Raw genomic sequence first — 21,786 nt, 5'->3', positions numbered from 1 at the left:
CTTCAGGCAACCCTTTTCGAAAGCAGCAGGCGGTAGAGTTCAACGTATTTGTCGGCGCTCTTGTCCCAGGAGACATCGGCCTTCATGCCCTGGCGCTGGATCTGTTCCCAGACGGCCGGGCTCGAATGCGCATCGACCAGCCGGCGGATGGCGTGCAGCATGGCGCCGCCACTATTGGGCGCGAACTGGAAGCCGGTGGCGACACCGGCCGAGATCGCTGCTTCATTGGCGTCGATGATGGTGTCGGCAAGGCCGCCGGTGCGGGCGACGACGGGCACGCAGCCATAGCGTAGGCCGTAAAGCTGGGTCAGCCCGCAAGGCTCGAAGCGCGACGGGATGACGATGGCGTCGCAGCCGCCCTGCATGGTGTGGGAAAGCCCCTCGTCATAGCCGACGACGACGCCGACACGGCCGCGATGGCGGGCGGTGGCAGCCAGCAGCGCGCCTTCCAGGCCGGCGTCGCCTGAGCCGAGGATCGCCAGCCGCGCGCCGGTGGCGACGACGCCGTCGACCACAGCCGCCAGTATGTCCATGCCCTTCTGCCAGGTCAGCCGGCTGACGACGCAGACGATCGGACTGTCGTCGCGCTCGAGGCTGAAGCGGTCCTCGACAACCGCCCGGTTGGGAAGCCGAGCCTTGAGCGTCGCGGCGGAGTAGGCCGACACCAGATGCTTGTCGGTCTCCGGGTTCCAGATGTCGGTGTCGATGCCGTTGACGATGCCGTAGAGGTCGGAAGAGCGCATGTTGATCAGGCCGTCGAGGCCCATGCCGAATTCCGGCGAGCGGATTTCCTGGGCATAGGTGGGGCTCACCGTGGTGATCGCCCAGGCCGCCTGCAGGCCGGCCTTGAGGAAGCCGACGCCGCCATAGTATTCTACGCCGTCGAGCACCATCGCCGCGGCCGGCAAGCCGAGCTCGCCAAAAATGCCGGCGCCGAACTGACCCTGGAAGGCAAGGTTGTGAACCGTGATCAGCGACGGCACGCCGACCGCCTTGCCGTAGCGCATATAGGCCAGCGTCATCGCCGACTGCCAGTCATGGGCGTGGACGAGATCCGGCTGGTAGCCGGAAATGGCGCCGCCGGCGATATCGCCACCGACCTGGCTCAGCGCAGCAAAACGCCGCCAATTGTCGGGCCAATCGGCGCCGGCCGCATTGCCGTAAGGGCCGCCGGGACGATCGTAGAGATGCGGCGCGTCGAGCACGAACAGGTCGAGCCCGGCGATCTTGACGGCATGGACCGAAGCCTTGCCGCCCTGCAGCAGCGGGTATTGGTAGACAGCCTTCTTTTTCTTGAAGGCGTCCATCACCTGGGGAAAGCCGGGGATGAGCGTGCGCATGGTCACGCCCTTGGCGGCCAGCGCGATCGGCAATGCACCGGTCACATCGGCAAGTCCGCCGGTCTTGATCAGCGGGAATATCTCGGGCGTGACCGACAGAACCTGCATGCGTTTATGGTATCCCGTCTTACAGCTTCAGCTTGTCGATCATGTCCTGCGTGACCAGGCAGATGCCCTTTTCCGAGACCCGGAAACGCTTGGCGTCGAGAACAGGGTCTTCGCCAACCACCAGCCCTTCCGGTATCCTTACACCGTGGTCGATGACGACGCGCTTCAACTTTGCGTTCCGGCCGACATGAACGTCGGGCAGCATGACGACCTCTTCCAGCGTCGAATAGGAGTTGATGCGCGCCCCGGTGAAGATCAAGCTGCGCTTCAGCGAAGCACCCGAGACGATGCAGTCGCCTGAGACCAGCGAGGAGACGGCCGAACCGCGCCGGCCATCCTCGTCATGCACGAACTTTGCCGGCGGCTTCAATTCGGCATAGGTCCAGATCGGCCAGTCGCGGTCGTAGAGGTCGAGTTCGGGAGTGATGTCGGTCAGGTCGATATTGGCTTCCCAGTAGGCGTCGACCGTGCCGACATCGCGCCAATAGGCTTCGTTCTCGGCCGTCGAGCGCACGCAGGACTTGGCGAAGCGATGCGCGATCGCCTTACCGTGCTGGACGATGTAGGGGATGATGTCCTTGCCGAAGTCGCGGCTCGAACCCGGCTCGGCCGCATCGCGGCGCAGCTGTTCCATCAGGAACTTGGTCTTGAAGACATAGATGCCCATAGAGGCCAGCGCGAATTCCGGCTTGTCGGGAATGCCGGGCGGGTCGGCGGGCTTTTCGACGAAGGCGATGATGTTGTCCTTGCCATCGACATGCATGACACCGAAGCCGGTCGCTTCCAAGCGCGGCACTTCGAGGCAACCAACAGTGACGTCGGCATTGGCGTCGACGTGCTGGCGAAGCATCAGCTCGTAGTCCATCTTGTAGATATGGTCGCCGGCCAGGATCACCATATATTCAGGGCCATAGGCCTCGATGATGTCGATGTTCTGGTAGACGGCGTCGGCGGTGCCTTCATACCACTGGGTTTCCGAGACACGCTGCGAGGCCGGCAGGATGTCGAAGCTTTCGTTTCGCTCCGGGCGCAGGAAGTTCCAGCCGCGCTGCAGGTGGCGGATCAGCGAATGCGCCTTGTACTGGGTAGCGACACCGAGGCGGCGAATGCCGGAATTCAGCGCATTGGACAGCGCGAAATCGATGATGCGCGTCTTGCCGCCGAAATAGACAGCCGGCTTGGCGCGGCGGTCGGTCAATTCCTTGAGCCGGCTGCCGCGGCCGCCGGCCAGCACATAGGCCATGGCATCGCGCGCCAGCGGCTGGGTTCTCTTCAAGTCTGCCATTTTTTACCCTCCCAAATTACCAGTCTGGAGCATCGCCCGGTCCGCAACGAGTCGACGGACCTAATCCGAAACGAGTTGACGGACCTAGTCCGCAACGAGTTCAAGCATGATCGTCGACAGCGGCGGCAAAAGCATCGTTGCCGAAATGCCTCCTCCTTCCGCCCTGGCTTCGACCACACCGCCATTGCCCTTGCCCGAACCACCGTAGTCCGAAGCGTCGGTGTTGATGATTTCGCGCCATTTGCCGACCTTGGGCAATGGCACGCGATAATTGTCGCGCGGCACTGGCGTGAAGTTGGAAATGACGGCGATCGGGTTGCCGCCGGGCGCGCTGCGCAGCCAGGCGAAGACCGAATTTTCCTTGTCGTCGACGATCAGCCAGGAGAAGCCGTCCGGCTCGCAGTCGCGTGCATGCAGCGCTGGGCGCGAGCGATAGAGATAGTTGAGGTCGCGCACCGTCTGCCAGACGCCGCGATGCGGGTGGAAGTCGAGCAGGTTCCAGTCGAGCGCGCGCGCCTCGCTCCACTCGCGGCGCTGGGCGAATTCCTGGCCCATGAACAACAGCTTCTTGCCGGGATACCCCCACATGAAGGCGTAAAAGGCGCGCAAAGTCGCGAACTTCTGCCAGTCGTCGCCGGCCATCTTGCCGAGCAGCGTGCCCTTGCCGTGCACGACCTCGTCATGGGACAGCGGCAGCACGAAATTCTCGGAGAAAGCGTAGGTCAATCCGAACGTCAGGTCGTTGTGGTGGTGCTTGCGGAAGATCGGCTCCTTGGCGAAATACTCCAGCGTGTCGTGCATGAAGCCCATGTTCCATTTGAAGCCGAAGCCCAGCCCGCCTTCATGCACCGGCGCCGAGACCTTCGGCCATGAGGTCGATTCCTCGGCGATGGTCATCACGCCGGGATGGTGGCCGTAGACCTCCTTGTTCATCTTCTGCAGGAAGGACACCGCTTCGAGGTTTTCGCGGCCGCCCTTCTCGTTGGGGATCCATTCGCCGGCCTTGCGCGAATAATCGAGGTAGAGCATCGAGGCCACCGCATCGACGCGCAAACCGTCGACATGGTATTTCTCGGCCCAGAACAGCGCGTTGTTGACGAGGAACGACACCACCTCGCGGCGGCCGAAATTATAGATCGCGGTGTTCCAGTCGGGATGAAAACCCTTGCGCGGATCGGCATGCTCGTAGAGTGCGGTGCCGTCGAAATTGGCGAGGCCATGCGCGTCGACCGGGAAATGCGCCGGCACCCAGTCGAGGATGACGCCGACGCCGGCGCGGTGCGCACCGTCGACGAAACGGGCGAAGCCGTCGGGGTCGCCGAAGCGCGCCGAGGGGGCATAAAGTCCGGTTGTCTGATAACCCCATGACGGGTCATAGGGATGTTCGGAGATCGGCAGGAACTCGATGTGGGTGAAGCCAGTCTCGACAGCATAGGGGATGAGCTGGTTGGCGAGTTCGTCCCATGACAGGAAGCTGCCATCATCGTGCTGCTGCCACGAACCGGCATGGACCTCGTAGATCGATATGGCTTCCCGCCGCGGATCGGCCTTTCGCCAGTAAGCGCGATGCGCTTCGTCCCCCCATTCATGCGCCGGCGGCACCGCCGTCACTGAGGCTGTGGCCGGGCGCAGTTCAGACTTGAAGGCGAACGGATCGGCCTTGAGCGGCAGGCGCACGCCGTCGGGGGCAATGATCTCGTATTTGTAGGGGTGGCCGGCGCCGATATCGGGAATGAACAGCTCCCAGATGCCGGTGTCGCGGCGGTCGCGCATCGTATGGCGGCGGCCGTCCCATTCGTTGAAGTCGCCGACCACGGAGACGCGCCTTGCATTGGGCGCCCAGACGGCGAAATGGACGCCCGACGCGCCTTCATGGTCGAGGAGATGGGCGCCGAGCTTGTCGAACAGCCTGAGGTGCGACCCTTGCGCGATATAGTAGTCGTCCATCGGGCCGAGCACCGGGCCGAAGGAATAGGGATCGGTCAGCCACCAGTCGCCGCCGGCATTTTTGGCGTGATAGCGCAGCGGCTGACGCTTCTTGATCGACAGTCTGCCTTCGAAGAAACCGGCGTCGTCGCGCCGCGTGAGTTCGCCGGCGTTCTTGCCGGCCAGCGTGTATGCGGTGACGAACTCGGCATTGGGGACGAAGCAGCGGGCAACCAGGCTCTTGCCGGCATCATGCACGCCCAGGATTGCAAAAGGATCGCCATGCGTGCCTGCAACAATTGCGGCGACATCGCCGGCTGACGCCAGCCCGTCCGACCCGCTCGTCGTCGCGGTCGCGCGCGGTTTCTTCATCAGGCGGTGTCCCTCCCTGGGAACCAGTTCTTGTGCACAAGACCCGTTGCTCGTGGCCTCATGCAATCATATCAGGCGGGCACGTTCCAGATTTCTTTCGCATATTGGCGGATCGTGCGATCGGAAGAGAACCAGCCGACGCGGGCAACGTTGCGGATAGCGCGCGCGTACCAATCGGGGCTGTTGCGCCAGACGGCGTCGACATCGCGCTGGGCGGCGGCATAGGCGTCGAAATCCGCCGCCACCATGAACCAGTCGCTGTTGTAAAGACCGTCGACCAGCTCGCGGTAGCGATCCGGCTGGTCGGGCGAGAACACGCCCGACGATACTGCGGCAACAGCCTGCGCCAATTCAGGGGAGCCCTCGATCACGGCGCGCGGGTTGTAGCCATTGCTGCGCCGCTCGGCGACTTCCGCCGTGCTCAGGCCGAAGATGAAGATGTTGTCGTCGCCGACGCATTCCTTGATCTCGACATTGGCGCCGTCGAGCGTGCCGATGGTCAAGGCGCCGTTCAGCGCGAACTTCATGTTGCCGGTGCCCGACGCCTCCATGCCGGCAGTCGAAATCTGCTCGGACAGGTCGGCGGCCGGCATCATCACCTCGGCCAGGCTGACATTGTAGTTCGGCACGAACACCACTTTCAGCAGCCCGCGCACCGACGGGTCGCTGTTGATGACCTTGGCGACGTCGTTGGCCAGTTTGATGATCAGCTTGGCATTGTGGTAGCTGGGCGCCGCTTTGCCGCCGAAAAATTTGACGCGTGGCATCCAGTCCAGCTCGGGATGCGAGCGGATCTGGTCGTAGAGCGCGATAGCTTCCAGGATGTTGAGCAACTGGCGCTTGTATTCGTGGATGCGCTTGACCTGGATGTCGAACAGCGCCGACGGGTCGAGCTTGATGCCGAGCCGGTCGGCGACCAGATTGGCGAGCTTGACCTTGTTGGAGCGCTTGACGGCGGCGAACTTGTCGCGGAAGGCGGAGTCACCGGCAAAGGCTTCGAGCCCCTTGATGGCGTCGATGTCGTCGAGGAAACGGTCCCCGATCGCCGCGCGGGTGAGCGCGGTGAGGCCTGGATTGCACTGGATCAGCCAGCGCCGTGGCGTGATGCCGTTGGTCTTGTTGTTGATGCGATCGGGATAGAGCTTGTGGAGATCGGCAAACACCGTCTCCTTCATCAGTTCGGTGTGCAACGCCGACACGCCATTGATCGAGTGCGAGCCGACAAAGGCCAGGTTACCCATGCGCACGCGGCGGTCGCCATTTTCCTGGATCAGCGAGATGCGGCTGATCTGCTCATTGGAAAACTGGTTGGTGGCGCGGGCCTCAAGCAAAACCTGCGCATTGATGGCGTAGACGATCTGCATGTGGCGCGGCAAAAGCCGCTCGAACAGCGGCACCGGCCAGCTTTCCAGCGCCTCTGGCAGCAGCGTGTGGTTGGTGTAGCCGAAGGTGCGCTTGGTAATATCCCAGGCCTGGTCGAAATCCATGCCATGGACGTCCATCAGCAGGCGCATCAGCTCCGGCACGGCGATCGCCGGATGGGTGTCATTGAGATGGATCGCCGCCTTGTCGGGCAGCGAGGCGAGATCGCCATACTGGCTGAGATGGCGCTGGACGATGTCCTGCAGCGACGCGGTGGAGAAGAAATATTCCTGCCGCAGCCGCAGTTCCTGGCCGGCCTTGTGGGAATCGGCGGGGTAAAGCACGCGCGACAAGGCATCGGCCTTGTTGCTTTCGGCCAGCGCGCCGATGTGGTCGCCGGCGTTGAACTTGTCGAGCAGGATCGGATCGACCGGCATGCCGGACCAAAGCCGCAGCGTGTTGACGCGGTTGGCGCGCCAGCCAACCACCGGCGTGTCGTAGGCGACGGCCTGGACATGCTCGGTCGGCTTCCAGACGTGACGCTCGAGCCGGCCATCCTTGGAGGTGATCGATTCCACCGAGCCGCCGAAGCCGACCTCGAAGGCACGCTCCCGCCGCTCAAACTCCCAAGGGTTGCCGTGGTCGAGCCAGGTTTCGGGCAGTTCGACCTGCCAGCCATCATGGATCTCCTGGCGGAACATGCCGTTGGCGTAGCGAATGCCGTAGCCATGCGCGGGAATGTCGACGGTCGCCATGCTTTCCATGAAGCAGGCGGCGAGCCGGCCGAGACCGCCATTGCCGAGCGCCGCATCCGGTTCGAGCCCGGCGATGAGGTCGAGGTCGACGCCCAGCGACTTGAGCGCTTCTCGCATATTGTCCATCAGGCCTAGATTGGAGAAGGCATCGCGCATCAGCCGGCCGATGAGGAATTCGAGCGACAGGTAATAGACGCGCTTTTCCTGCTGGGCGTAGGCCTCCTGCGTCGCCTGCATCCAGTGATCGACGATGCGGTCGCGCACGACCTTGATCGAGGCTGTCAGCCAATCATATTGCGTGGCAACGGAGGTGCCTTTGCCGACCCGGTATTTGAGAGCCAGCAAGACTTCGTCGGCCAGCGTCTTGGGATCGGGTATTTCGAGATCGGGGGCTTTGGCTGTCATTGTTCGCGTCATACTGCCTCTCGTGATCGTGCTGCGATCATACCGGCTTTCGCTCTCAGTCCCAGCCTATCCTAGTGCATCGCAACATACGTTCAATCGATTTAGACCAGCATGCCGCCAGTTCCCCTGCGGCAATTTATCCGTCGAGCGGATCAGGCAGCGAGTGCAGCCTCCGGCGGAACCTTCGCTCCGGTCATGAAGGCGACGGCGTCGGACATGGTATATTGCTTGGGATCGATGACGCAGAGGCGGCGGCCGAGCCGATGGATATGGATGCGGTCGGCAACCTCGAAGACATGCGGCATGTTGTGCGAGATCAGCACGATCGGCAGGCCTCGCTTCTTGACGTCGAGGATCAGTTCCAGCACGCGGCGGCTCTCCTTGACGCCGAGTGCCGCAGTCGGTTCGTCCATGATCACCACGCGGCTGCCGAAAGCGGCGGCGCGCGCCACCGCAACGCCCTGGCGCTGGCCGCCGGACAGCGTTTCCACCGCCTGGCTGATGTTCTGGATGGTCATCAGCCCAAGCTCGGTGAGTTTGTCGCGGGCGCGCTTTTCCATTGCGGGCCGGTCGAGCATACGAAGCCAGTCGCCGAGGAAGCCGGGTTTGCGGATCTCGCGGCCGAGGAACATGTTGTCGGCGATCGACAGGGCCGGCGACAAAGCCAGGTTTTGGTAGACCGTCTCGATGCCCGCCTCGCGCGCCTCCATGGGCGATTTAAAAGCGACAGCCTTGCCTTCAAGACGGATCTCGCCTTCGTCGGGCACGGCGGCGCCGGAAATCGCCTTGATCAGCGATGATTTGCCGGCGCCATTGTCTCCGATGACGGCCAGGATTTCGCCGGGGTAGAGGTCGAAGTCGGCATTGTCGAGGGCGGTGACACGGCCATAGCGCTTGATCAGGCCGCGCGCGGTGAGGATGGGTTCCACGGTCATGCCGAAACCTTTCTGATCCATTGGTCGATCGCCACGGCGCCGATGATCAGCACACCGGTGAGCAGCACCTTCCATTGCGGATCGGCGCCCAGCATGTTGAGGCCCATCGAGACGACGCCGACGATCATCGCGCCGAAAAGGGTGCCCAGAATTGAGCCGCGCCCGCCGAACAGTGAAATGCCGCCGATCACCGTCGCGGTTATCGCCTGCAGGTTGTAGTCGGTGACGGCGGCTGACGGCGAGATCGAGCCGTTGCGGCCGATGGAAACCCAGGCAGCGAAAGCGGCGATCAACCCGGCAAGGGTGTAGACCGTCATCAACACTTTCTTGGTCTGGATACCAGACAGCTTCGCCGCCTCGTGATCATCGCCAACGGCGTAGACATGGCGGCCCCAGGCGGTGTGATTGAGCACGTACCAGAGGATCAAAACGAGCACGACCGTGGCGATGACGCCCAGTGTCAGCACCGCCGTGCCGATCTTGAAACTCAGGGCAAAGAGATGCAGCAGCGGCGCCTGGGCGTCGACATCGGTATCGCGGATCGTCTCGTTGGCCGAATAGATGAAGTTCGTCGCCATGACGATGTTCCAGGTGCCGAGCGTGACGATGAACGGCGGCAGCTTCATGTAGGCGACCAGCAAACCGTTGAGCAGGCCGCAGGCTGCGCCGGCGGCAAGCCCGATGGGCACTGCGAGCACGGCCGGCATGCCGTAGCTGACCGCGCAATTGCCCATGATCACGGCTGAAATCACCATGATCACGCCGATCGACAGGTCGATGCCGGCGGTCAGGATGACCAGTGTCTGCGCGGCACCGAGGATGCCGACGATGGCGATCTGCTGCAGGATCAGCGTCAGCGTATAGGATGAGAAGAAACGCCCGCCAATGGCGATGCCGAAAATGACGATCGACAAGACCAGCACAATCAGCGGCACGGCCGCCGGCGTGGAGTGCAGGAAATGCTGGATCCGCTTGACGGCCGATTTGTGCTCGTCAAAGGCGGCAACGCTTGTGTCGCTGCTCGAGAGAACCTTCTCGAATTCCTGTGCTTGAGCCATGTTTCCTCCCCTGGGCTTCAGCTCCATGCCGATACCCGCTCGCGCCTGTCCGGTCTGCTGCCGGGATTATTCGCGTGACGCATCGTCCACCCGAAGCGGCCGGGGATCAAGCCCCCGGCCGTCAGCTTGTCGCTGGCTGTCAGACAGCCATCAGCCCCAGCACTTGGCGAGGCCTTCCTTGGTGTCGATCGACTTCACGCCATTGGCCGGCTTGTCGGTGACGAGGTTGACGCCGGTGTCGAAGAAGTTCTTGCCTTCGGTCGGCTTCGGCTTGGCGCCGTCCTTGGCGAAGGCGGCGATCGCCTCGATGCCGAGTGCCGCCATCTGCAGCGGGTATTGCTGCGAGGTGGCGCCAATGACGCCTTCGGTCACCGACTTCACGCCGGGGCAGCCGCCATCGACCGAGACGATCAGCACCTGGCTTTCGAGACCGACCGCCTTGAGCGCCTGGTAGGCGCCGACAGCGGCGGGCTCGTTGATGGTGTGGATGACGGTGATGGAGTTGTCCTTCTGCAGAAGGTTTTCCATCGCCTTGCGGCCGCCTTCTTCATTGCCGTTGGTGACGTCGTGGCCGACGATGCGGGCATCGTCCTCATCGCCGATCTTGTTGGGATCCTTCACGTCGATGCCGAAGCCCATCATGAAGCCCTGGTCGCGCAGCACATCCACGGTCGGCTGTGAGGGGGTCAGGTCGAGGAAACCGATCTTGGCGTCCTTGGCCTTGTCGCCGAGGGTCGCGGCTGCCCAGGCGCCGATCAGCTTGCCGGCTTCCAGATTGTCCGTCGCGAAGGTCGCGTCGGCGGCATCGATCGGGTCCAGCGGGGTATCGAGCGCGATCACCAGCAGGCCGGCGTCACGCGCCTTCTTCACCGTCGGCACAATGCCCTTGGTGTCGGACGCGGTGATCAGGATGCCCTTGGCGCCGTCGGCGATGCAGCTTTCGATCGCCGCCACCTGGCTCTCGCTATCGCCGTCGATCTTGCCGGCATAGGTCTTGAGGTCGACGCCAAGTTCCTTGGCCTTGGCGGTCGCGCCCTCCTTCATCTTGACGAAGAAGGGGTTGGTGTCGGTCTTGGTGATCAGGCAGGCGCCGACGCCGGCGGCCGATGCTGTCGAAGCAAACGCCATCAGGCCGAGGCCCGCCGCGGCGAACACGGTGGACTTCAATAAAGCTTTGGTCACGATCTTCCTCCCATGGAACCATGCGGATGCCGCCAACCGGCATCTCGAGCGCATCCACTGAAGTTCTCCCAGTGTGGACGCGCCCTCAAATGACACCAGCGGGAGCCGCCTGTCAATAATTAAATCACTCTTATTTATTATTGACAGCTTTGCGCGGTTCACTCATTCTGCCGCAAAAGCAGCAAGAATAAACCAAGGGAAGGAACAAGGGTGGAGACCGGCATTGCGAGGCACGGTTCGCCCGAGGCGGCCGCCAGCCGTCTCCACCGTGGCACCAACCAGAGCGGCATGCGCGACCACAATGAGCGGCTGGTGCTGTCGTTGGTTCGCCAGCACGGCAGCTTGGCCAAATCAGACATTGCGCGCATGACCGGGCTTTCAGCGCAGACCGTCTCGGTCATCATGCGCGAACTGGAGGAAGACAGCCTGCTGCTGCGCCAGGCGCCGTTGCGCGGCAAGATCGGCCAGCCCTCCATCCCGATGGCGCTGAACCCCGAAGGCGCCTTCTTCATCGGCCTCAAGATCGGCCGCCGCAGCGCCGAACTGGTGCTGATCGATTTCCTCGGAACTGTGCGTTCCATGCTGCAGCACTCCTACCGCTATCCGGCGCCGCGCGAGACGGTTGAGTTCGTCACCGAAGGCATGAAGACGATGCGCGCCGAACTGACACCTGCGCAGGACAAGCGCATTGCCGGGCTAGGCATCGCCATGCCGTTCGAACTGTGGAACTGGGCCGACACCGCCGGCGCGCCGCGCGACATCATGGACGAATGGCGCCATCGCGACATCCGTGCCGACATCCAGGCGCAGTGCGAATTCCCGGTCTATCTGCAGAATGACGCCACCTCCGCCTGCGGCGCCGAACTGGTGTTCGGCCAGACCGGCGGCGCGCGCGACTTCGTCTATTTCTATATCGGCGCCTTTGCCGGCGGCGGCATCGTGCTCAACGGCCGGCTGTTCGGCGGGCCAACCGGAAATGCCGGGGCGCTGGGTTCGATGCCGGTGCCGGGACCAGACGGCAAGCCGACGCAGCTCATCGACGTCGCCTCGATCGCCATGCTGGAAAAGGCGCTTAACGCACGCGGCATTGACGGCTCCTATCTCTGGACCTCGCCGCAGGAATGGGGCGAGATCGGCGCCGATCTGGACGACTGGATTGCCACCGCCTCGCAGGCGCTTGCCTACGCCATTGTCGCGGCGTCCTCGGTGATCGATTTCGAGGCCGCGGTGATCGATGGCTGGATGCCGCTCGCCGTACGCCGCCGGCTCGTCGATGCCGTCAGGCAGGCGATCGGCACCATTGACGGCGAAGGCCTGAAGCTTCCGGTGGTGCGCGAAGGCACCGTCGGCATCCATGCCCGGGCGCTGGGCGGCGCCAGCCTGCCGCTGTCCGAACGCTTCCTCATCGGTTCGACCACCATTTCCCGGAGCACCTGAATGCTGATCGGTATTCCGTCGCTGCTCGGTCCGGAGCTTCTGGCGACATTGCGCGCCATGGGCCATGGCGACGAGATCGCGCTTGTCGACGGCAACTATCCGGCGGAAGAACAGGCAAACCGGCTGATCCGCGCCGACGGTCTTCACCTCATACCGGTGCTTGACGCCATTTTGAGCGTTCTGCCGGTGGATGATTTCGTGCCGGAAGCGCTGTTTCGTGCCTCGGTCAAAGGCGATCCCTCGGTTGCAGATCCGGTCCACCTCGAGATCGAGGCGATCTGCACCAGGCGCGCGCCGGGCCGCAAGGTGGTTGCGCTGGCGGGCGCCGACTTCTATGCACGCGTCCGGTCGGCATATGCGATCGTCGCCACCAGCGAACCCCGGCTCTATGCCAACATCATCATCCGCAAGGGCGTGATCTATCCGCCGGAGAACAAGAAATCATGATCCTCTGCTGCGGCGAAGCCCTGATCGACATGCTGCCGCGCACCACGACACAGGGCGAGCCGGCCTTTGCGCCCTATGTCGGCGGCGCGGTGTTCAACACGGCGATCGCGCTTGGCCGCCTCGGCGCGCCCGCCGGCTTCTTTTCCGGCCTGTCGTCGGATCTGTTCGGCGGCCAGTTCCGCGAGGCGCTCGGCGCAAGCAAGGTCAGCTCCACCTATGCGCACACCTCCCCTCGCCCGACCACGCTCGCCTTCGTGCGGCTCACCAACGGCCAGGCGACCTACACTTTCTACGACGAAAACACCGCCGGGCGCATGCTGACGACAGAGGATCTGCCGAAACTGGGCGCCGAGATCGAAGCCATGCTGTTTGGCGCCATCAGCCTGATTTCGGATCCGGCGGGTGCTGCCTACGAAGAATTCATGAAACGCGAGCACCAACGCCGCGTCATGATGCTCGACCCCAACATCCGGCCGAACTTCATCCCCGACAAAGCCAAGCACCTCCGGCGCATCCGCTCGATGATGGCGATGGCCGACATCGTGAAGCTATCGGATGAGGATCTGCACTGGTTCGGCGAGGCCGGCTCGCATGAGGACGTCATCCGCAATTGGCTCGATCGGGGCCCCAAGCTGATCGTCGTCACCCATGGCAGCGAAGGCGCAGTCGGCTACAGCAGGGATCACAAGGTCACGGTGATGCCGCATAAGGTGGAGGTGGTCGACACGGTCGGCGCCGGCGACACTTTCAATGCCGGCATTCTGGCCTCGCTGCACGAGCAAGGCCTGCTCACCAAGGCCGGGATCGGCGGCCTTTCGGAGGACGCCATCCGTCAGGCGCTGGCCCTCGGCGCCAAAGCGGCGGCGGTGACCGTGTCGCGGGCCGGCGCCAACCCGCCCTGGCGGCACGAAATCGCCTGATCCACGCTTAGTCCGCCGCCAGCCGCTGCAAGCAGCCGATCACTTTATGTTTCCGCGAGCCGGAAAGACGCACTGAATTAGCCGGATTAATAGGCGGCGAAGCCCGGATTTCCGGCATCTTGCGGCAATGGAGGGAAAGCCTGAAGTAACAGGCTGCGACACCTAGACAACCCGTCCCGCGGCCGGTCCGGCTTTCTAGACCGGCCCAACTCTGGTACCAGCGGCCCGGTTAAGTTGTTGTTTCTGTGCGTGTCATTGTCCCCGGGCAGCCCGCACCACACCGTTTTGAGGCCGACATGCAGTTCATCGATCTTGGCGCGCAGCGCGAACGTATCCGCGACCGGCTGAAGGCCGCGATCGACAATGTCGTCGAGGAAGGCCGCTATATCCTAGGGCCGCAAGTCACCGAATTCGAAAACAAGCTCGCAGCCTATATCGGCACCAAGCATGTCGTGGCCTGCGCCAACGGCACCGACGCGCTGCTGTTGCCACTGTTTGCCGCCGGTATCGGCCCCGGCGACGCGGTGTTCGTGCCGAGCTTTACTTTCGCTGCGACGGCGGAAGTGGTGGCGCTTGCCAAGGCCGAACCAGTGTTCGTCGATGTCGACGCCGAGACCTACAACATCGACATCGCCAGCCTCGAGGCGGCGATCGCCATGATCAAGAAGGAAGGCCGGCTGAAGCCGAAGGCGATCATTCCCGTCGACCTGTTCGGGCTTGCCGCCGACTACGAGGCGATCATGGCGATTGCCAAGCGCGAAGGGCTGCTGGTGATCGAGGATGCGGCGCAGTCGATCGGCGGTTCGGCCGACGGCACAATGTGCGGCGCCTTCGGCCATGTCGGCTCGACCAGCTTCTATCCGGCCAAGCCGCTGGGCTGCTACGGCGATGGCGGCGCGATGTTCACCAATGACGACGCGCTGGCCGACCAGCTGCGCTCGTTTGCGTTCCACGGTAAGGGCGAGACGCAGTATGACAATGTCCGCGTCGGCATCAATTCACGCCTCGACACGATCCAGGCGGCGATCCTGATCGAGAAACTCGCCATCCTCGAAGACGAGATGGTCGCCCGCCAGGTGGTGGCCAAGCGCTACGCCGAAGGTCTCGGCGACATCGTCAAGGCGTCACGCAATCTGGGCGGTGGCCGCTCGGCCTGGGCGCAATACGCCATCGAGACGCCGAAGCGCGACGGGTTGAGGGCGCATCTCGGCGAAAAGGGCATCCCTTCGGTGATCTATTATGTGAAGCCGCTGCACGAGCAGGTCGCCTATCGCGACTATCCGCGCACGCCGACCGGGCTTGCGGTTTCGGAGGAACTGCCGAAGCGCATCCTGTGCCTGCCGATGCATCCCTATCTCAGCGAAGCCGACCAGGACCGCATCATCGAGACGATCCGCAACTACATTGGCTCGAACTCGGCGCATGTAGCGGCGGCGTAAGTTACGCCGCGTCCGCCGCCTTCCCGCTCGCAATAAAATGCGGGTTGGCGAAATCCTCGTCGTCGCTCTGTTTGCGCTTGCCATAGGTGAGCGGCTCGCCGTCCAGCGTGCGCGTCATGCCGCCGGCGGCGCGCAGTACGGCGTCGCCGGCCGCCGTGTCCCATTCCATGGTGCGGCCGAAGCGCGGATAGATGTCGGCTTCGGCTGCGGCGAGCAGGCAGAATTTCAGCGATGAGCCGACCGAGACGATCTCGGCGGCGCCGAGATCCTTGATGAAGGCTTCGGTCTCCGGGGTGTTGTGCGAGCGGCTGGCAACGACCGCCAGCGGCGTGACCGCCCTCCTAACCGAAATCCGCCGGCGGCCGACGATACGGAAGTCGCCATCGACCTCGATTGCTTCGGCCCAGCCCGGCCGTCCAGAGAAGAACCGCCCGCTGCACGGTGCGAAGACGACGCCGATCTCCGGCACGCCGTGCCGGACAAGCGCGATGTTGACGGTGAAATCGGTCCGGCGGTTGACGAATTCCTTCGTTCCATCGAGCGGATCGATCAGGAAGAAGGCGCCATCCAGATCGGGCGGCACAATGCCTTCGGCGACCTCTTCCTCGGCCACGCAGGGAACATCGGGATAGGCCGCACGCAGGCCGGCGAGGATGATCGTCTCGCTCTCGCGGTCGGCTTCCGTGACCGGCGAGGAGTCCGACTTGCTGTCGACCGCGCAGCCGGCCTTGAAGACCCGCATCACCTCGCGTCCGGCTTCGAGCGCCAGGCGCTCGAACACGTCGAGCATCACTTCGTCGTCAGATGCCGCCGCCGCTGTCATATTGGTCTTCGGCAATGTCGCGCTCATTCAGCCAGTGTTCCAGAGCCTCTACCATCTCCTCGGCCGTCTTGCCGAGTGTCTTGAGATGGATTTCGGGATTTTCGGGAGCTTCATACGGGGAATCGACGCCGGTGAAGTTCTTGATCTCGCCATTCAGCGCCCGTGCGTAAAGGCCTTTCGGGTCGCGTCGGGCGCATTCCTCGAACGGCGTATCGACGAACACTTCGACGAACTCGCCGTCGGCCATCAACTCCCTGGCCATGCGCCGCTCGGCGCTGAAGGGGGAAATGAAGGAGACGATGACGATCAGCCCGGCATCGGCCATCAGCTTTGCCACTTCGGCGACACGGCGGATGTTTTCGACCCGATCGGCGTCGGTGAAGCCGAGATCGCGGTTGAGGCCGTGGCGGACATTGTCGCCGTCAAGAATGTAAGTGTGACGCCCCGAAGCGAACAGCTTCTTCTCAAGCAGATTGGCGATGGTCGACTTGCCCGAGCCGGAAAGACCGGTGAACCAGAATACGGCGGGGCGCTGGCTCTTGAGGTCGGAGCGGCCGCGCTTGCCGACATCGAGCGACTGCCAATGGATGTTTTCGGCGCGGCGCAAGGAATGCAGGATCATGCCGGCGCCGACCGTGGCATTGGTGATGCGGTCGATCAGGATGAAGGCGCCGGTATCGCGGTTGTCGGCGAAGGTGTCGAAGGCGATCGGCGCCCGGGTCGAGATATTGCAGATGCCGACTTCGTTCATCTCGAGCGACTTCGCCGCCTCGCGAGCGAAGTCGTTGACGTTGACGCGGTATTTCAGGTCGGTGACGGTGGCGCTGGTCTGGTCCGTCTCGGTGCGCAGTATATAGGAGCGTCCCGGCAGCAGCGCTGCCTCGTCGAACCAGACGATGTTGGCGGCGAACTGGTCGGCGACCTGCGGCCGTGCCGCCGGCGACACCAGCATGTTGCCTCTGGAGACCTCGACCTCGTCATCGAGCACAAGGGTGATGGCATGGCCGGCCACCGCCTGGGCAAGATCGCCGCCTTGCGCGACGATGCGCTTGACTCGCGAGGCCTTGCCGGATTTGGCGACCACCACCTCGTCGCCCTGCGCGACGGAGCCGGACGCGATGGTGCCGGCAAAGCCGCGGAAGTCGAGATTGGGCCGGTTGACATACTGCACCGGAAACCGGAACGGCAGTTCGACCGCGGCCTCGTCGACCGATATGGTTTCGAGATGCTCGATCAGGGACGGTCCGGAATACCACGCCGTCTTGCCGGAGCGGCTGGTGACATTGTCGCCATAGCGGGCCGACATCGGGATCGGCACGATCGTCTGGAAGCCGAGCTCGTGCGAGAACTGCCGGTAATCCTCGACGATACGGTCGAACACCGCCTGGTCGAAATCGACGAGGTCGATCTTGTTGACGGCAAGCACGATATGGCGGATGCCGAGCAGCGAAGCGATGATCGAGTGGCGCCGGGTCTGGCGCAGCACACCCTGGCGCGCATCGATCAGCACGATGGCGAGATCGGCAGTCGATGCGCCGGTCGCCATGTTGCGGGTGTACTGTTCATGGCCGGGGGTGTCGGCGACGATGAACTTGCGCTTGGGCGTGGCGAAGAAGCGGTAGGCGACGTCGATGGTGATGCCTTGCTCGCGCTCGGCCTCGAGGCCGTCGACCAGAAGCGCGAAGTCGATGTCGTCGCCAGTGGTGCCGTGCTTGCGGGAATCGCGCTCGAGTGCGGCGAGCTGGTCCTCGAAGATCTGCTTTGTGTCGGACAGAAGACGGCCGATCAGCGTCGACTTGCCGTCGTCGACCGAGCCGCAGGTGAGGAAGCGCAGCAGCGACTTCTTCTCCTGCGCCGCCATGTATTCGCGCACGCCGTCGGTGGGAGCGAGGCTCTTGGCCAGGATATGGCGCATGCTCAGAAATATCCCTCGCGCTTCTTCTTTTCCATCGAGCCGGCTTCATCGCGGTCGATGAGGCGGCCCTGGCGCTCGGAGGTGCGCGCCGTCAGCATCTCGCCGACGATGGCTTCGAGCGTGTCGGCGTCGGATTCGATGGCGCCGGTCAGCGGATAACAGCCGAGCGTGCGGAAACGCACCAGACGGTTCTCCATCGTCTCACCGGGGCGCAATTGCATGCGATCGTCATCCTTCATGATCAGCATGCCGTCGCGTTCGACCACCGGCCGCTCCTTGGCGAAATAGAGCGGCACGATCGGGATGTTTTCCTGCAGAATGTACTGCCAGATATCGAGCTCGGTCCAGTTCGACAGCGGAAACACGCGGATCGATTCGCCCGACGCGATGCGGGTGTTGAAGATCTTCCACATCTCCGGCCGCTGGTTCTTCGGGTCCCAGACATGCTGGGCGTTGCGGAAGGAAAAGATGCGCTCCTTGGCGCGCGACTTCTCCTCGTCGCGCCGAGCCCCGCCGAAGGCAGCGTCAAAGCCGTATTTGTCGAGCGCCTGGCGCAACGCCACCGTCTTCATGACATGGGTGTGGGTGTTCGAGCCATGGTCAAAGGGGTTGATACCGTCGCGCACGCCGTCTTCATTGACGTGGACCAGCAGGTCGAAGCCGAGCTTCTGCGCCATCTGGTCGCGAAAGGCGATCATCTCGCGGAACTTCCAGGTGGTGTCGACATGCAGGAAGGGGAAAGGCGGCTTGGCCGGATAGAAGGCCTTCATCGCCAGATGCATCAGCACGGAGGAATCCTTGCCGACGGAATAGAGCATCACCGGCTTGGAGAAGGAGGCGGCAACCTCACGGAAGATGTGGATGGACTCGGCCTCGAGCCGCTGCAGGTGCGTAAGCGCGATGTTCATGGACTGTGAGCGTTCTCTCGTGCAATCCAGACCTTGCATCAGATGGATCGGGCGTCCTTTTCAGCCGCCCGGTTCAAGCTTCACTGCTGGACACTATCGGTTCGTGCCGGCGTTCTAGCAGATCGCCACCTGATATAACAACGCTGGAAAGGCCGGCGGCCACACCGATCGGCAACGAATTTTCCATGAAAAGCCTAGAATCCGAAAATTCCTGCCCGACGGAGCGATAGCATTCAAAGGTCCGGGAAAAATCTTGCCTGGACCGAAAGAAACGCCGGCCCGACCTCGTCGCACTTTCGAAAACCGCACCCAGCCGCTATACCGGCTCCTGAACCTGGGCCGGGCGGCATGCCGCAAATGCCGCCGCCAAACATTGTCCGTCGCCACGCGACCCAGCGCATTGTGAACCAGAGCATTGACCCCGATCTCCGCCATCAAGCAGCACGTTTCGCCGTCACGGATCAACGTCACCTTCTCCATTTTGTGCTTCTTTTTCCCGCCGGTACTGGGATCGGCGGTCAGCTTTTTGTTCAATGGCGGCGGCCTGTGGTCGGTGCTTCTGCTTGCGCTGAAAAGACGGCGTTTCAACATCGACCGGCCGATGACCGCGATGACGGTGGCCATCTATGCCTATTGCGCAGCCAGCGTGCTCGCCTCCATCGTCAACAATTCGATCGCCAGGGATGCGCCGCATCTGGCAGGGCTGATCACCTTCCTGTTTTTCCCTGTCTCATACGCGACCTGGAGCATTACCGAGAAAACCACGCTGACGCGCATCGTCGTGCTGGCGAGCGCCGCCGCCTGTTTTGGCGCCCTGCTGCTGGCGGTCGTGCAATATCACGGGCTGGGCATACGGGCCGAAGGAGGCGCCGGCAATCCGATCGTGTTCGCGACCGTCGCCTGCCTCAGCATGATGATGTGCCTGGCAGGCGCCTTATCGGGTGTCGAAAAGAACAGGGCGTTGCTGGCCTGCGCGACACTGGCCGGCGCGGTCGCCATTGTCTATTCGGGGGCGCGGATCATCTGGCTGGCGATGCTGGTGGCCGGCATCGCGGTCCTGCTGATCAACCGTCGCAAGCTCAACAACAGAAACGCCATTCGGCTTTTGCTGATTGCGGGCGCGATCGGCATCGTCATCGCGGTCATTGGTCTCCCCATCATTTCCGAGCGCGCGGCCTTCCTGTTCAGCGACTGGGATGCGCTCGCCACGAAGGGCGACCACACGACCGCGCTCGGCTTGCGCGCAGCACTTTGGCAGATTGGGCTGAGCGCCTTCCACGACATGCCGATTTTCGGTCACGGCATTGCTGCAAGCCGTGAGCTGATAAAGGATGGATTCCACAATCAGTTCCACATGCCGTCCACGGGCTTCAGCCATTTTCACAATGGCTTCCTGACTGCATTGGTGGAGGCCGGGCTGCTTGGAGCCGTAACGCTCGCGGCTGTGTTCTTCGTTGCCGCGAGAAACGCGGCCATCGTGCTGCGCACCAGCACGGACGCGATCGAGCGGTTCGGCGCCACGATGATTGTCGTCACTGCGATCACCTACCTCATCGGCGGCCTGACCGGCATCCTGGTCGGCCACGACATCCTCGATGCCACACTGATGGTGTTCCTGGTGTCCGGGACATATCTTGCATCGGGCCGGCAACAAATGCTGCCGGAACAACAGGCACCGGCCCCGGCGCCCCAGGCAAGACGGCCGTGAAAGTGCTGGTCACAGGCGCGACGGGTTTCATCGGCAGGCAGGTCGTCAACCAGCTGCGCGAAGCCGGGTTCGGGGTGCGCATGGCATCGCGCCACCCGGAACGGCTCGATCCCGTGAGCGATGCGGTTTTGTTGCCGGACTTCGACGCACCGGCTCAGGCATACCAGGCGCTGATGCGAGATATCACCCATGTCGTCCACTGTGCGGCGCTCAACAATGACCGCAAGGCGAGCGAAGCCGACTTCATGGCAGCCAACGCGACACTGACCGCGCAGCTGGCGCGCGCGGCCGCCTCGCGGACAAGCGGGCGCTTCATCTATCTGTCGTCGATCCGGGCAGTAGCCGGTCCTGGTTTCAGCGGAACGATCAGCGAGGCGACGCTCCCTGCCCCGCAATGCGCCTACGGGCGCTCGAAACGCGAAGGCGAGATCAAGACACTGGAAGCCTATGCGTCCAGGCCCTCCGATGCCACGGCGCTGCGCCTGCCGCCGGTCTATGGCGAAGGCATGAAGGGAAACCTGCGTGGAATGATGCGGGCTGCCGCCATTGCCTTACCATTGCCCTTAGGCGCTTTCACCGCAGTTCGTTCGCTGATATCGCGCGACGCGGTGGCTGGCGCCGTGGCGCATCTTTTGACTCGTCCCACGCCACCGCGCCCGACCTATGTCCTGGGCGATGCTTCCCCCGTTGCGATGTTCGAAATCTTGACTGCATTCAGGCACGGATACGACGTTCCGACCCGGCTCGTTCCTGTGCCGGCCTGGCCATTCAGGCTGTTCGCCACACTGCTTGGCAGAAAAGCAGCGTACGACGCTTCCATGGCGACACAGATTTGCGACCCGTCACTGCTGATCTCGGAAGGCTGGATGCCGGAAACCGACACGCTCGGCCGGATTGAGGAACTTGCACGACAGGCCCGTCAGGTCCGGTAGATTGTGCCAAGCAGGATTTTGACGTCGAGTCCGATCGAGGCCCCCCTGAGATATTCGGCATCCGTTTCGGCGCAGAGTTTCGGATCCGACATGTCGATGCCTTTCATCTGTGCCAGCCCGGTAATGCCCGGAAGTGCGGCAAGCACACCCAATTGCCTGCGGCGGTCGACCAACTCGGTTTGCGTGGGCAGGCATGGACGCGGCCCAACCAGGCTCATCTCGCCCTTGAGCACGTTCCAGAGCTGCGGCAGCTCGTCGATCTTGAATTTCCGCAGCACCTTGCCGACGGCAGTGACGGAAATTGCCGGCGCCTGATGCGAGGGCAGAGACGGCGTTCCCACAACCATCGTGCGCAGCTTGTGGCAGGCAAACGGCACCCCGTGCTGGCCGACACGGGTTTGAGAGAAGAGTGCCGGTCCAGGCGACGTCGTCCTGATTGCCAGCATGGCAAGCAGGACGAAAGGCGAGGCCAGTGGCAGCAGCAGCGCCGCCACCGCCAGGTCGAAAGCTCGCTTGGGTTCCCTCATGG

The 21,786-nt window shown here is 63.2% G+C and carries 17 protein-coding genes; 6 read left to right on the top strand and 11 right to left on the bottom strand.

Annotation, left to right across the window (positions count from 1 at the left end):
• Positions 1–2 precede the first annotated feature (2 nt).
• From glgA to NKJ78_RS29850, 7 genes are all read right to left on the bottom strand, one after another.
• A complete protein-coding gene (gene glgA, locus NKJ78_RS29880; RefSeq protein WP_352459684.1) occupies positions 3–1,448 on the bottom strand; it encodes a glycogen synthase GlgA in 1,446 nt (481 codons plus the stop codon).
• A 19-nt stretch (positions 1,449–1,467) separates the two neighbouring features.
• A complete protein-coding gene (gene glgC, locus NKJ78_RS29875) occupies positions 1,468–2,733 on the bottom strand; it encodes a glucose-1-phosphate adenylyltransferase (protein ID WP_023715696.1) in 1,266 nt (421 codons plus the stop codon).
• Between the two features lie 84 nt (positions 2,734–2,817).
• Positions 2,818–5,031, bottom strand: a complete 2,214-nt coding sequence (glgB, locus tag NKJ78_RS29870; protein WP_023833071.1) for a 1,4-alpha-glucan branching protein GlgB — start codon at positions 5,029–5,031, stop codon at positions 2,818–2,820.
• A 71-nt stretch (positions 5,032–5,102) separates the two neighbouring features.
• Positions 5,103–7,565, bottom strand: coding sequence for a glycogen/starch/alpha-glucan phosphorylase (locus NKJ78_RS29865; protein WP_352459685.1), 2,463 nt, complete (start codon positions 7,563–7,565; stop codon positions 5,103–5,105).
• Between the two features lie 140 nt (positions 7,566–7,705).
• Entirely contained in the window at positions 7,706–8,488 is a 783-nt protein-coding gene (locus tag NKJ78_RS29860) for an ATP-binding cassette domain-containing protein (RefSeq protein WP_023670726.1), read from the bottom strand.
• Positions 8,485–9,546, bottom strand: a complete 1,062-nt coding sequence (locus tag NKJ78_RS29855) for an ABC transporter permease (protein ID WP_352459686.1) — start codon at positions 9,544–9,546, stop codon at positions 8,485–8,487. The genes NKJ78_RS29860 and NKJ78_RS29855 overlap by 4 nt, the downstream gene beginning before the upstream one ends.
• Positions 9,547–9,696: 150 nt before the next feature.
• Positions 9,697–10,674, bottom strand: a complete 978-nt coding sequence (locus NKJ78_RS29850; RefSeq protein ID WP_081725578.1) for a sugar ABC transporter substrate-binding protein — start codon at positions 10,672–10,674, stop codon at positions 9,697–9,699.
• A gap of 264 nt (positions 10,675–10,938) precedes the next feature.
• Here NKJ78_RS29850 and NKJ78_RS29845 point away from each other — a divergent pair, with 264 nt between their 5' ends.
• From NKJ78_RS29845 to NKJ78_RS29830, 4 genes are all read left to right on the top strand, one after another.
• Complete coding sequence (locus tag NKJ78_RS29845; RefSeq protein WP_352459687.1) at positions 10,939–12,165, top strand: ROK family transcriptional regulator; 1,227 nt, start codon at positions 10,939–10,941, stop codon at positions 12,163–12,165.
• Entirely contained in the window at positions 12,166–12,612 is a 447-nt protein-coding gene (locus tag NKJ78_RS29840; RefSeq protein WP_023698145.1) for an RbsD/FucU family protein, read from the top strand.
• Positions 12,609–13,532, top strand: coding sequence for a carbohydrate kinase family protein (locus NKJ78_RS29835; RefSeq protein ID WP_023708422.1), 924 nt, complete (start codon positions 12,609–12,611; stop codon positions 13,530–13,532). Before NKJ78_RS29840 ends, NKJ78_RS29835 begins: the two co-directional genes overlap by 4 nt.
• A gap of 296 nt (positions 13,533–13,828) precedes the next feature.
• Positions 13,829–14,971, top strand: coding sequence for a DegT/DnrJ/EryC1/StrS family aminotransferase (locus NKJ78_RS29830; RefSeq protein ID WP_023698144.1), 1,143 nt, complete (start codon positions 13,829–13,831; stop codon positions 14,969–14,971).
• 1 nt (position 14,972) lies between these two features.
• On the opposite strand, the gene cysQ is transcribed toward NKJ78_RS29830, so the two are convergent.
• The 3 genes from cysQ to cysD are packed head-to-tail and all read right to left on the bottom strand — an operon-like array spanning position 14,973 to position 18,617.
• Positions 14,973–15,761, bottom strand: a complete 789-nt coding sequence (gene cysQ / locus NKJ78_RS29825; protein ID WP_352459697.1) for a 3'(2'),5'-bisphosphate nucleotidase CysQ — start codon at positions 15,759–15,761, stop codon at positions 14,973–14,975.
• Between the two features lie 10 nt (positions 15,762–15,771).
• On the bottom strand, positions 15,772–17,709 hold the full coding sequence (gene cysN / locus NKJ78_RS29820) for a sulfate adenylyltransferase subunit CysN (RefSeq protein WP_352459688.1): 1,938 nt from the start codon (positions 17,707–17,709) through the stop codon (positions 15,772–15,774).
• A 2-nt stretch (positions 17,710–17,711) separates the two neighbouring features.
• A complete protein-coding gene (gene cysD, locus NKJ78_RS29815; RefSeq protein ID WP_352459689.1) occupies positions 17,712–18,617 on the bottom strand; it encodes a sulfate adenylyltransferase subunit CysD in 906 nt (301 codons plus the stop codon).
• A gap of 415 nt (positions 18,618–19,032) precedes the next feature.
• Between cysD and NKJ78_RS29810 the strand changes: the two genes are divergently transcribed.
• A complete protein-coding gene (locus NKJ78_RS29810) occupies positions 19,033–20,325 on the top strand; it encodes an O-antigen ligase family protein (RefSeq protein WP_352459690.1) in 1,293 nt (430 codons plus the stop codon).
• A complete protein-coding gene (locus NKJ78_RS29805; protein WP_023670715.1) occupies positions 20,322–21,257 on the top strand; it encodes an NAD-dependent epimerase/dehydratase family protein in 936 nt (311 codons plus the stop codon). Before NKJ78_RS29810 ends, NKJ78_RS29805 begins: the two co-directional genes overlap by 4 nt.
• Here NKJ78_RS29805 and NKJ78_RS29800 read toward each other — a convergent pair.
• Positions 21,245–21,784 carry a sugar transferase gene (locus tag NKJ78_RS29800; RefSeq protein ID WP_352459691.1) on the bottom strand — a complete coding sequence of 180 codons (540 nt, stop codon included), beginning with the start codon at positions 21,782–21,784 and terminating at the stop codon, positions 21,245–21,247. The genes NKJ78_RS29805 and NKJ78_RS29800 overlap by 13 nt on opposite strands.
• Positions 21,785–21,786 lie beyond the last annotated feature (2 nt).

Source organism: Mesorhizobium sp. M0037, from assembly GCF_040323635.1.
Classification (GTDB): Bacteria; Pseudomonadota; Alphaproteobacteria; order Rhizobiales; family Rhizobiaceae; genus Mesorhizobium.
The sequence above is the reverse complement of the archived record's forward strand: the minus strand, read 5'-3'. Positions and strand labels throughout refer to the sequence as shown.